9 protein-coding genes are annotated in these 11933 nt (G+C 59.7%); 4 read left to right on the top strand and 5 right to left on the bottom strand.

The annotated features are described in order from the left end of the window. Positions 1-109 precede the first annotated feature (109 nt). The 3 genes from QNH97_RS12900 to QNH97_RS12890 all read left to right on the top strand — a co-directional run bounded on the left by QNH97_RS12900 (position 110) and on the right by QNH97_RS12890 (position 4488). Positions 110-1165, top strand: coding sequence for a tetratricopeptide repeat protein (locus QNH97_RS12900; RefSeq protein WP_283557176.1), 1056 nt, complete (start codon positions 110-112; stop codon positions 1163-1165). 153 nt (positions 1166-1318) lie between these two features. Beyond that, on the top strand, positions 1319-2821 hold the full coding sequence (locus QNH97_RS12895) for an ATPase domain-containing protein (RefSeq protein WP_283557175.1): 1503 nt from the start codon (positions 1319-1321) through the stop codon (positions 2819-2821). After that, complete coding sequence (locus tag QNH97_RS12890) at positions 2818-4488, top strand: response regulator (RefSeq protein ID WP_283557174.1); 1671 nt, start codon at positions 2818-2820, stop codon at positions 4486-4488. Before QNH97_RS12895 ends, QNH97_RS12890 begins: the two co-directional genes overlap by 4 nt. A 206-nt stretch (positions 4489-4694) precedes the next feature. Here the strand turns inward: QNH97_RS12890 and QNH97_RS12885 are convergent, their stop codons facing one another. The 5 genes from QNH97_RS12885 to QNH97_RS12865 are packed head-to-tail and all read right to left on the bottom strand — an operon-like array spanning position 4695 to position 11226. Next, positions 4695-5072, bottom strand: coding sequence for a response regulator (locus QNH97_RS12885; RefSeq protein ID WP_283557173.1), 378 nt, complete (start codon positions 5070-5072; stop codon positions 4695-4697). After that, positions 5065-6345 carry a hybrid sensor histidine kinase/response regulator gene (locus QNH97_RS12880; protein WP_283557172.1) on the bottom strand — a complete coding sequence of 427 codons (1281 nt, stop codon included), beginning with the start codon at positions 6343-6345 and terminating at the stop codon, positions 5065-5067. The genes QNH97_RS12885 and QNH97_RS12880 overlap by 8 nt, the downstream gene beginning before the upstream one ends. 5 nt (positions 6346-6350) lie before the next feature. Beyond that, a complete protein-coding gene (locus tag QNH97_RS12875) occupies positions 6351-6932 on the bottom strand; it encodes a chemotaxis protein CheB (RefSeq protein WP_283557171.1) in 582 nt (193 codons plus the stop codon). Then, on the bottom strand, positions 6929-7744 hold the full coding sequence (locus tag QNH97_RS12870; RefSeq protein WP_283557170.1) for a CheR family methyltransferase: 816 nt from the start codon (positions 7742-7744) through the stop codon (positions 6929-6931). Before QNH97_RS12870 ends, QNH97_RS12875 begins: the two co-directional genes overlap by 4 nt. Continuing rightward, positions 7744-11226 (bottom strand): response regulator, encoded by a 3483-nt coding sequence (locus tag QNH97_RS12865; protein WP_283557169.1) that lies wholly within the window; start codon positions 11224-11226, stop codon positions 7744-7746. The genes QNH97_RS12870 and QNH97_RS12865 overlap by 1 nt, the downstream gene beginning before the upstream one ends. A 256-nt stretch (positions 11227-11482) precedes the next feature. On the opposite strand from QNH97_RS12865, the gene QNH97_RS12860 reads away from it, so the two are divergent. Next, entirely contained in the window at positions 11483-11854 is a 372-nt protein-coding gene (locus QNH97_RS12860; RefSeq protein ID WP_283557168.1) for a response regulator, read from the top strand. The last annotated feature ends 79 nt before the right edge of the window (positions 11855-11933 follow it).

Below are 11933 nucleotides of genomic sequence, written 5' to 3'. Positions count from 1 at the left end.
GCGGTCTGACAGGAGACCGCGTCACGCTCAAGCCGCCTTAAGGTTTGACTCAGGCCCGCGCCTGGCCGAAGCTTGCGACATTTCACGCTTCTGGTTATGGATTGCCTGCATGCCCTCGCCTCGCCGCTATTTACTTATCAGCTTGTCCGTCCTGTTGGTGATCGGCCTTGTCGCGGTGTGGCTGCGCAGCACTACCCCGCAGATCCCGGAAGCGATCAAGCGTGGCTACAGCGAAGCCCTGGAAAAGGCCCGCAACGGGCAGCCGGGGGCGGCGCGGGAGCTTTATCAGCAACTGGGGCGCCCTGACCTCTCACCCAAGCGCCGCGTGCGGCTGCATGCCGAACTGCCCAACTACCCAAGCCCGCAAGCTCTGAAACTGGCGGGTGCGGACCTGCACAGCGAATCGGCGGACGTGCGCCGTGCGGCCATCGGCAGCCTCATCGGGCTATTACCCTCGGGCCAGCGCAGCCTGCTGCTGGGTCCGTTGCTCGATGATGACGACCAGGACGTCAGGTTCTCCGCCGTGAACGCACTTCTGGGCTCGTCGCCTGATGACCTGGGCTTGTACTTCGGGGCGATGCAGCTCGCCATCGACACCTGGAAGCAGGTGCTCGGGGATGGCCCGCAAACCGCCGGGGCCTACTATCAACTCGCCCGCCTGCACCTGCACAACGCCGAGTTGAAAGAAGCCCAACAGGCCCTGGAACAGACGTTACGCCTGCAACCCGACAACCTGCCGGCGCTGGTCATGCAGATCGAAGTGCTGGACAAACAAGGCCAGGGCGAAGCCGCAAGACAGCTACTCGCCCGACAGTTGCAAACCCAGCCGGACTCGGCTTATCTACAACATGCACTGGGCCTGTGGCTGCTGCAACATGGCCAAAGCGAATACGCGGTACTCGGCCTGGCCAAAGCCGTGGAACTCGAGCCCAATAACCGGACCTACCGTTATGACCTGGCAACCACCCTGCACGCCGAGCAGGAACTGGAAGCCGCGCAGAAACAACTGCAGGAAATCGTCCAGCGCTACCCCGCCGACCGCAAGGCCCGGGTGTTGTTGATCAACTACTGGAAGGAGACCGGGCAGTTGCAGAATGTGCAGATCCTGCTGGCGCAACTTGAGCAGCTCAACCCCGACGATCCGGCGTTGCAGCAGGGTCTGTAGGCGCCGCATTGACAGTCAAAAGTTGTGCAGTGCACCGCGTTTTGTAAACGAAAGCGGAACCGCCATGATCGCTAAAGGTCAAGTGTTCAGGCAGTTCATTTTCAGGCGTACTCCAGCCTGCTGCCCACTTCCCTAGTCATGAGAGGGCTATTTTTGTCTACATCTAACGAGTTGATCAGCGCAAAAGCCGCCACCGGAATTGAAGGGTTGGACGATATCCTTTCCGGTGGTCTGTCCCGCGGCCATGTGTTCCTGCTGGAAGGGGAACCGGGCACCGGTAAAACCACGGTCGCGTTGCAATTCCTGCAGGCCGGCGCCCGAGCCGGCGAGCGCTCGTTGTACATCACGTTGTCGGAAACCGAACAGGAACTGCGCCAGGGCGCGGCGTCCCACGGCTGGACGATCGACGAGAGCGTTCATATTTTCGAGCTGACCCCGGCTGAAAACCTGCTTAATGTCGAGCACCAGCAGAGCCTGTTGTACTCCTCGGACCTGGAGCTGGGAGAAGCTACCCGGCAGATTTTCGAGGTAGTCGAGCGCATCAAGCCGACCCGGGTCGTGCTCGACAGCCTCTCGGAGATCCGTTTGTTGGCGCAAAGCTCCCTGCGCTATCGTCGCCAGATCTTGGCAATCAAGCACTACTTCGTGCGCTATGACGCCACTGTATTGCTGTTGGACGACCTGACCGCAGAAGCGTTGGACAAGACCGTGCACAGTGTCGCCCACGGGGTGATTCGCCTGGAAGAACTGACGCCCAACTACGGCGCCGAGCGGCGACGGGTCCGGGTGGTCAAATATCGCGGGCAGAAGTACCGCGGTGGTTTCCATGACTTCACGATCGCTGGCGATGGCATTCACGTCTTTCCACGGCTGATAGCAGCCGAACACCGGGGCGGTTACCTGCGCCGACAACTGTCCAGCGGCCTCGAAGGCCTCGATGCCCTGTTGGGAGGCGGGATCGAGACCGGTTCAAGCACCTTGATCCTGGGGCCGGCCGGTACGGGTAAATCGCTGATTTCGATGGTCTTCGCCGCAGCCGCAGTGCAACGCGGTGAGAAAGCCGCGTTGTTCATCTTCGATGAAGAACTGGGCTTGCTGTTCGCGCGCATGAAAAACATGGGTATCGATCTGGAGGCACTGAAAAAAACCGGCAACCTGCTGATTGAACAGGTCGACGCCGCCGAGCTGTCTCCAGGCGAATTCTCCCATCGCGTTCGCCGCTGCGTTGATGAAGGCGACATCAAGACGGTGGTGATCGACAGCATCAACGGCTACCAGGCCGCCATGCCGGAAGAAAACGCTCTGGTACTGCACGTGCATGAGTTGCTGCTCTACCTCAACCGCCGGGGCGCTGCCACCTTCATGACCGTCGCACAACACGGCCTCGTAGGCGACATGCAAGCGCCGGTGGACATCACGTATCTGGCCGACACGGTCGTTCTGCTGCGTTACTTCGAAGCATTGGGCAAAGTTCGCCGGGCGATATCCGTCATCAAGAAGCGTACCGGCAACCACGAATCCACCATTCGTGAATACCGCATCAGCGGGCAGGGCTTGACCATTGGTGCGCCGTTGGAGGCGTTCCAAGGGGTACTGCGCGGCGTACCTACGTACCTGGGAGAGAATAATCCATTGCTCAAGGATGATTTGCGGTGACGTCAGCGGAGCGCCTGTCCGAGCGAGCATTGATCCTTGCACCGCGGGGACGGGACAGCCAGGTCGCCCTGATGATTCTCAACGAGGCCGGTTTTGCCGGCCTCAGTTGCCGCCATCTGGGCCACCTGTGCGAAGAGCTGGAGCATGGCGCTGGCCTGCTGGTCATTTCTTCGGAAGCCCTGATCGGACCGGATATGGAAACGCTGCTCTCGCTTATCGAACTGCAGCCGGCCTGGTCAGATCTACCCATCGTCCTGTTGACCCACCACGGTGGCCCCGAACAGAACCCTGCACCGCGCATCGGCACGCAGTTGGGCAACGTGACCTTCCTCGAACGCCCTTTTCACCCGGAGACCCTGATCAGCCTGGTGACCACCGCCCTGCGCGGTCGCCGAAGGCAGTACGAAGCCCGGGATCGCCTGATCGACCTCAGCAACAGTGAGCTACGCCTGCAAACGACCCTCGAAACCCTCGAACAGCAGGTGGAAGAACGCACCGCCCAATTGCGCCATAACAAAGAGGCCCTGCGCCAGTCGCAGAAAATGGAAGCCGTCGGCCAGCTCACCGGCGGCATCGCCCATGACTTCAACAACATGCTCACCGGGATCATCGGCAGCCTTGAATTACTGCGCCGGCGCCTGGCCCGGGGCCGTACCGATGATCTGGACAGCCTGATCGACCTGGGGGTGACCTCCGCCAACCGCGCCGCTGGCCTGACCCATCGCCTGCTCGCCTTCTCCCGGCGGCAATCACTGGACTCCAAAGCCGTTCAGATGAATACCCTGGTGCTGTCCATGGGTGAACTCTTGCAGCGCAGCCTCAATGAAAGCATACGGCTGGACATGCAGCTTGACGATCAGCTCTGGGTCGCCGAAGCCGATCCCAATCAACTGGAAAGCGCCCTGCTCAACCTGGTGCTCAACGCCCGGGACGCAATGCCCGACGGCGGCAAGCTGCAGGTACAGACGTTCAATCGACACTTGGATGCAGCCTTTACCGCCCCCTACTCCAACCTGGAGCCCGGCGACTATGTGGTGCTGAGTGTAAAGGACAGCGGTTGCGGCATGCCCGAGTCGGTCATCAATCGTGCGTTCGACCCGTTCTTCACCACTAAACCGATCGGCCAAGGCACCGGGCTGGGCTTGTCGATGATCTACGGATTCAGCAAGCAATCACGTGGCCATGTGACGATCGACAGCGAAGTGGACAAAGGCACCACGGTCAATCTTTACCTGCCCCGCTTCGTGGGCGAAGCGATTCAAGAGCCCCCGGCCGTTACACAGCACGCGCCGGACGCCCAGGATGGCGAGACGGTGCTGATCGTCGAAGACGATCCGGCGGTACGGGTGCTGGTCAGTGCCGTGTTGAGCGAATTGGGTTATGCCTTTGTCGAAGCTGCCGACGCCAACGAAGCGGTGCCGATCCTCCAGTCAGGCCAGCGCATCGATCTGTTGATCAGTGACGTGGGCCTGCCAGGCATGAACGGCCGGCAATTGGCGGAGATCGGCCGGCAGATCCGTCCGGGCCTGCGCGTGTTGTTCATCACCGGTTACGCTGAACACGCAGCGGTACGCGGCGGTTTCCTCGATTCGGGCATGCAGATGATCACCAAGCCGTTCACCTTTGATTTGTTGACGGCCAAGGTGCGGGAGATGATCAAGACTTGAGGGTGTAACAGTCATAATTGGGCATGTGGTGGCCCAATGTGGCGAGGGAGCTTGCTCCCGCTCGGCGGCGCAGCCGTCGTAAAACCGGCTGACGCGGATTGCCTGGAGGTACACGTCAGCCGGTTTGGGACGGCTGCGCCGTCCAGCGGGAGCAAGCTCCCTCGCCACAAGAGCCCCTTGAACTGCAGGCACCCGGGTCAGGCTGCCTACGACAGCATTGACTGCATGATCTCTTGCAATTCAACCAGATCGAAGGGTTTGTCCAGGATCGGCGCCTTGCGGGTGATTGGGCTGTCGGTGTCGCGCACTTCTTGCGCGTAACCGCTGATAAAGATGACTTTCAGATCGGGGCGCAATCGGACCGCCGGTTCAGCGATCTGCACGCCCGTGATGCCGCCCGGCAGGCGGAAGTCGGTGATCATCATGTCCAGGTGCGGCTTGCTCGCCAGGATCTCGAACGCCTGCTCACCGTTTTCGGCCTGCAGTATCCGATACCCTTCACCCGACAGGTAGGCAGACAGCACCATCAGGATCGACGGATCGTCCTCGACAATCAGTACTACGTCTTGCGCATCTTCACTCATGAGAAGCCTTTGTTCGATCAATAGCTGCTGATACGACCTTGGGGTCACTCAGAGGTTGCGTCTGTTCGACGGTTTTGTTCAAGACGACTTTCTGCAGCGGCAAGCAAACGCGAAACAACGCGCCTTCGTTGAGGCGACTATTGACCGTGATCGTCCCCCCATGAGCGGTCACAATCTGCTCGGAGATGAACAGTCCCAGCCCCAGGCCAGAGGCGACGGCCTTGGAGGACACCCGCTCGAATTGCTGGAAGATGCGCGCCTGGTTTTCTTCGCTGATGCCGATACCGTGGTCCTGGACTTCGACGCAGGCGTGGTCCGACGTCTTGTAGACACGCACCTCGATCGGGCTTTTACCACCGTAGCGCAAGGCGTTGGTCAGCAGGTTCGACACCACCTGTTCGATACGGAACTCATCCCACAGCCCCTCCACCGAGGGTTCTGCGGTACAGATCAATGAGCATTCGGCCGCCGCGATCTGCGGCTGGAAATTGTGCAGCAGACTCTGCACCAGCGCCGTCAGGTTGAACCGGGTAGGACGGATGGACAACTTGCCGGTGCGAATCCGCGAGACGTCCAGCATGTCTTCGATCAGCCGGATCAGGCTCTTGATCTGCCGCTCGTCGCGCTCGACCATCGCACGCACCTTGTCCAGGCTGAATGCTGCTGCGTTATCCCGGGCCAGGTGCATCTTGCGCAATTGTGTCTCGAGAATCAGGCCATTGAGGGGCGTGCGCACCTCATGGGCGACGATTGACATAAAGTCATCACGCATCCGCACCGCCTGCTCCAGCTCGCTGCGAGTGGCCTCCAACTGCTGTAGCAAAATCTCCTGCTCCCGGCGACTCTGCTCCAGGGCGACGACCTGTTCCTTCATCGCCTTTCTCTGGCGATAGAGCTCGACGAACACATTGACCTTGCTTTTGACCGCATGGGTGTCCAGCGGCTTGTGCAGGAAATCCACCGCGCCGCTTTCATAGCCAGTGAAGGCATAGTTGCGCTCACGCCCTGCGGCGCTGACAAAAATGATCGGTATGCTGCGGGTTTTCTCCGTGCCGCGCATCAGCTCGGCCAGTTCGAAACCGTTCATTCCCGGCATCTGTACATCAATAATGGCCAGGGCAAACTCATGCTGCAGCAGCAGGGAAAGCGCTTCGTCAGCCGACAGGGCCTTGAAGACCTGGCGGTCTTCGCGCTTGATCAGCGCGTCCAGGGCCAACAGATTCTCTGGCAGATCGTCGACGATCAGCAATTTCGCTTGAATATCTCTTGGCATGTGGTTCATTCCAGCCCGGCCAGCAACTGGCCGATGTCTTGCAAAGTAAGGATGTGGTCGGGCTCATGCAGAGCCAGCGCCGCTTCGGGCATGGTCGAGACTTGTGCCTCGTTGGGATCCTGGACCACTGTGATGCCACCCAGCTCCCGAACCTTGGCCAGCCCCTTCGCACCATCGCTGTTGGCGCCGGTCAGGACCACCGCCAGCAGGTTCGGGCCGTAGGCATCGGCGGCCGATTCGAACAGCACATCGATGGACGGCCGCGAATGGTGCACCGGTTCCTCCAGGCTCAACGATAAACTGCGGTCGGCCTCGACCGACAGGTGATAACCGGGCGTGGCCACGTACAAGGTACCGGGCACGACGTCCTGCTTGTCCTGGGCTTCCTCCACCGGCACCGCGAGACGATGGCCAAACACACGGGCCAATTGGCTGTCGCGCTCGTCCGGCAAATGCAGCACCACGAGGATCGGCACGCAGAAGCCCTTGCGCAGTTGCCCGAACACCTTGAGCAGCGCTTCGACGCCGCCCGCAGATGCACCGACGACAATGGCCTCGATTCTGGATCTGTCCATCATGTGATTCATAACTTGCGATAGATCCGTTCCTGTTTGACCAGTGCATCAAATTGATGACCGTAACCCGAGAAATCCAGCGTCTCCTTGCTCCCCAGCACCAGGAACCCGCGGTGACACAGTGACTCATGAAATAACCCGAACGCACGATCTTGCAACTTTTTATTGAAATATATCAACACGTTGCGACATGAAATTAATTGAGTTTCTGAAAACACACTGTCAGTTGCCAGGCTGTGATCGGCAAAGGTCACGTTCTCACGCAGGGTTTTGTCGAACATCGCGTAATCGTAGGCGGCGGTGTAGTAATCGGCAAATGATCGCCGCCCCCCGGCACGCTGGTAGTTTTGGGTATAGGCCCGTACGTTTTCCAAGGAAAAAATGCCCTGCTTGGCTTTTTCCAGCGAGCGGGGATTGATATCGGTGGCGTAGATGAGCGTGCGATCCAGCAGGCCTTCCTCACGCAATAGAATCGCCATGGAGTAGACCTCCTCCCCCGTGCTGCACCCCGCGATCCAGATCTTGAGCGACGGATACGTCTTGAGCAACGGCACCACCTCCTCGCGGATCGCCAGGAAATGCGTGGGGTCGCGAAACATCTCGCTGACAGGAATCGTCAGCAGTTGCAGCAATTGCATGAACATGCCCGGGTCGTGCAACACCCGCTCCTGCAGCGCCGAGATGGTCTTGCACTCGAACTGGCTCAGTGCGTGATGGACCCGGCGCTTGATGGATGCACCGGAGTAATCCCGGAAATCGTAGCTGTACTTGAGGTAGATCGCTTCGATCAACAACCGAATTTCAATGTCAGTGTCACGTTCCACTAAATTCTTTCCATATTCGGCAACCACACGCGAATCAGTGAGAACAGACGATCCAGGTCGATCGGTTTGGCCAGGTAATCGTTGGAACCCGCCGCCAGGCAGCGTTCCTGATCATCCTTCATGGCCTTGGCCGTCACGGCAATGATGGGCAGCTTGCGCCAGCGCGGGTCCTTGCGGATCAACGCGGTGGCTTCGAAACCGTCCATCTCCGGCATCATCACGTCCATCAACACCAGATCGATGTCGTCGACTTCGTTCAAGCGCTCGATCGCCTCATAGCCGTTACGGCCGATGACCACGATTGCCCCTTTCGCCTCCAGGGCGCTGGTCAGGGCAAAGATGTTGCGCACATCGTCGTCCACCAACAACACCTTGCGGCCTTCAAAAACCTTGTCGCGACTGCGGGCGGTCTTGAGCATCCGCTGCCGTTCATGGGACAACCGCGATTCGACTTTGTGCAAAAAGAGTGTCACTTCGTCCAGCAGGCGCTCTGGCGAGCGGGCGCCCTTGATGATGATCGAGCGTGAATACTTGCGCAGCTCGGCTTCTTCATCGCGGGTCAGGTTACGCCCGGTGTAGACGATCACCGGTGGGAATGAACAGATCTCTTCGGTGGACATGCGCTTGAGCAAGTCGTTGCCCAGCATGTCCGGCAGCTTCAGGTCGATGATCATGCAGTCATAGACATTCGTGCGCAGCAGGTCCAGGGCTTGCTGGGCCAGCCCGACGGCAGTGATCTCGATATCGTCGTCGCCGATCAGCCGGGTAATGCTGTCACGCTGCAAGTCATCGTCTTCCACCAGCAGCACACGCTTGACCTTCTGGGTCAGCTTGGCCTCCAGGCGGGCGAACACATCCTTGAGCTCTTCGCGGGTGGTCGGCTTGACTGCATAACCGACCGCGCCCATGTGCATCGCGGCTTCGACACGGTCCTCGACGGAAATCACGTGCACCGGGATATGCCGGGTCACGGCCCGTTCCTTGAGCCGCTGCAATACCGTCAGCCCGGAGTGATCCGGCAGGCGCATGTCCAGCAGAATCGCATCGGGGCTCAGTTGCAGAGCCAGGTCAAAGCCTTCATCAGCGCCGTGAGCCACTAGGCACTGGTAACCGAGCTCATGGGCCAGGTCGAAGAGAATCCGCGCAAACTTGGGCTCATCTTCGATCACCAGGATGCATCGGGTGGCGAACGGGGCCTTGTCCCGGTCATCGGCGAACCGGGCGATAGGCATGTCCACCTGGGCTATCAGCGGTGCAGGTGCGGGTTTCGGGTGGGATGACGTGGGCGCGGTGGCCGTCGGGGTGAAGACCCTCGGCGCTGCCGGGGTTTGCCCTGGCTCGACATAACGCTCAGGCAAGACCAGCGTAAACACACTGCCCTGCCCCGGTTCGCTGGAGACGCTGATCGAGCCTCCCAGCAACGTGGCCAGGTCGCGGGAAATCGACAAGCCCAGACCGGTGCCGCCATACCGGCGATTGGTGGTGCCATCGGCCTGGCGGAACGCCTCGAAGATGCTCTGTTGCTGATCGGCGGCAATGCCGATGCCGGAGTCGCGCACCATGAACGCGATGCCCGAACCTGGCTGGCCAGCCACGGATAGGCTGACGGAGCCTTGCTCAGTGAACTTCACGGCGTTGGACAACAGATTCTTGATCACCTGCTCCAGACGTTGGCGGTCGGTGTACAGCATGGACGGTGCGTCGGGTAGCAGCTGCGCCTCGAAGCTCAGGCCCTTGTCGGCCGCCAGTGGCTTGAACATATCGCGCAAGCCTTCCACCAGCCGCGCCACGCTGGTGTTTTCCGGGCGCACTTCCAGTTTCCCGGCCTCGACCTTGGAAATGTCGAGAATATCGTTGATCAGGTTCAGCAGGTCGTTGCCGGCCGAGTAGATCGACTCGGCAAACTTGACCTGTTCCTCGCTGAGGTTCTGCTGCGGGTTTTCAGCCAATAACTTGGACAGGATCAGCGAACTGTTGAGCGGGGTACGCAGTTCATGGGACATATTGGCCAGGAACTCGGACTTGTACTTGCTCGAACGCTGCAATTCTTCGGCGCGCTCCTGCAACTGGACCTGCACCAGGTTCAGCTCGTTGTTCTTCTGGTCCATGGCGTCGCGCTGTTCGGCCAGTTGCTCGTTGGTCTGCTCCAGCTCCTGTTGCTGGGCTTCCAAGTGAGCCTGGGATTCCTTGAGGATGCGCGATTGCTCTTCCAACTCTTCGTTGGCGGTCTTGAGCTCTTCCTGCTGGACTTGCAGTTCTTCGTTCAACTGCTGGGTTTCGGTGAGTACTTCCTGCAAACGCTGGCGATAACGAGCCGCTTCAATGGACGTGCCGATGTTGCCGGCCACCAGTTCCAGCAGATCGAGGTCGCGCTCGGTCAAGGGCCGCAGGAAACCCAGTTCGATAACACCGTTGATCCGGTCGTCGTCACTGGTCGGCACCACCACCACACTGTTGGGCAAGCCCCGGCCCAAGCCGGAGCTGACTTTCAGGTAATCGTTGGGTACATCATCCAGGCGGATCGGACGCCCTTGTTGTACGGCCTGGCCCACAATGCCTTCACCGGGGACGATCACCTGATGCTGTTCGTCCTCCTCCCGGGACATGCCATAGGTGGCCACGCGCTTGAGAAGGCCGTTTTCCTCCCGCGCATACAGCGCAGCCACGACGGTGCCCATGTATTGGGCACAAAACTGCAGGATGTTGCGGCCCAGCAGGTTCAGGCTCAGTTGTCCCAACACCTGCTCGGCCAACAGCGTCTGGCCATTGCGCAGCCAGGCCTGCTTCTCCAGATGCAAGGCGCTCTGCTGCTGGACTTTCAAGCTCGCGCTGTAGTTACCGGCCAAGTTCAGCAGGTCCCGGCGACCGACGTAGGCCAGCATCCCGCTGACGGCGGCGACGAACAGCAGATACAGGCCAATGCTCCAGATCGTGGTGGTGCGTACCTCTTCGTTGCGCGTTGCGCGCAGTTGCTGCTCGGTCTCGACGATATCTTCGAAGGTCTTGCGAATTTCGTCAGACAGGCGCTTGCCGCGCCCGGCCTTCACCGCGCCTCGGTAATCGCCGCTGCTGCGTTGCAGGTCAATCATGCTCTGGGCGTAATTGGCCCATTCCGCCTGGAGCGCTTGCACTTTATGCAGGCGGTCGGTCTGGACGGGGTTGTCAGCTGTCAATTCCAGCAATGTGTCCAGCGCGACGGCGATCCGTGGCTTGGCCACCTCATAGGGGTCGAGGAAGTGCTCGTCGCCGCTCAAGAGATAGCCGCGCATGCCGGTCTCCAAGTCCACGCTCAGCTTGAGCGCTTCGTTGGCATTGTTGATCACCCGGTCGGTATGCCCGACCCATTGGATCACCGACAGCAGATAAGTGATCAACACGATGAAAAACACCGCGCTGAGGGCACCCATACCCAGCGGCAGGCTGATGTTGCGACTTAAGAGTTTGCGAAAACTTTGCTCGTCAACCGAAGACGAAGGAGTCATGGAAAGGGCCTTGGTGGACAGTTGAAAACCGTGGAGTTTGCCCGAAAAATGCCGGTTGGATCCACATTTCTGACGAGACGAAGACGCAAATCCTACGGCGATCTGCCTTCATAGCAAGGAAGCGACTATCCTTGTCAGCTCTTGTACTATAGATCCTTTCTTGTACAACTTGGGGAACTTGTACCGCCTCGCTACTTACTCATGCATGAGGCCTTTTTATCGCGCCCTTCCCGACCATTTTTCGAGAACACCGACTATGTCCACCCCCGCTCCCGCCACTCAACCCACCATTCTGGTAGTCGAAGACGACGACATTGTGCGTATGTTGATCGTCGACGTGCTGGAGGAGCTGGAGTACCAAGTGCTGGAGGCAGACGGTTGTGAACAGGCGCTCGGCTATCTGCGCAATGACGAGCAGCCCATCGCCCTGATGATGACCGACGTCGGCCTGCCGGTGATGGACGGTCGTGAGTTGGCGAAGCAGGCCCGATTGGTGCGTCCGGGCCTGGCTATTCTGTTTGCCAGCGGTTATGCCGACAGCATTGATGTGCCTGAGGGCATGGCGGTGATTGGCAAGCCGTTCTCCATCGATCAGTTACGCGATAAGGTCAAAAGCATTCTTGCTTGAGCCCAGGCGGATTGTTGGTCACTATCGGCGCCCTCCGCGCGCCGACTGCGCCTGATTCGCCTCAAGGGAAACCCTGTTC

Source organism: Pseudomonas sp. G2-4, from assembly GCF_030064125.1.
Classification (GTDB): Bacteria; Pseudomonadota; Gammaproteobacteria; order Pseudomonadales; family Pseudomonadaceae; genus Aquipseudomonas.
Note: the sequence above shows the minus strand (reverse complement) of the source record. Positions and strands in the feature narration are given on the sequence as shown.

Excerpts from the sequence above, each read along its gene's own strand:
- QNH97_RS12900 (WP_283557176.1), top strand. The coding sequence starts at position 110 with ATGCCCTCGCCTCGCCGCTATTTACTTATCAGCTTGTCCGTCCTGTTG.
- QNH97_RS12885 (WP_283557173.1), bottom strand. The coding sequence starts at position 5,072 with ATGAGTGAAGATGCGCAAGACGTAGTACTGATTGTCGAGGACGATCCG.
- QNH97_RS12880 (WP_283557172.1), bottom strand. The coding sequence starts at position 6,345 with ATGCCAAGAGATATTCAAGCGAAATTGCTGATCGTCGACGATCTGCCA.
- QNH97_RS12875 (WP_283557171.1), bottom strand. The coding sequence starts at position 6,932 with ATGAATCACATGATGGACAGATCCAGAATCGAGGCCATTGTCGTCGGT.
- QNH97_RS12865 (WP_283557169.1), bottom strand. The coding sequence starts at position 11,226 with ATGACTCCTTCGTCTTCGGTTGACGAGCAAAGTTTTCGCAAACTCTTA.
- QNH97_RS12860 (WP_283557168.1), top strand. The coding sequence starts at position 11,483 with ATGTCCACCCCCGCTCCCGCCACTCAACCCACCATTCTGGTAGTCGAA.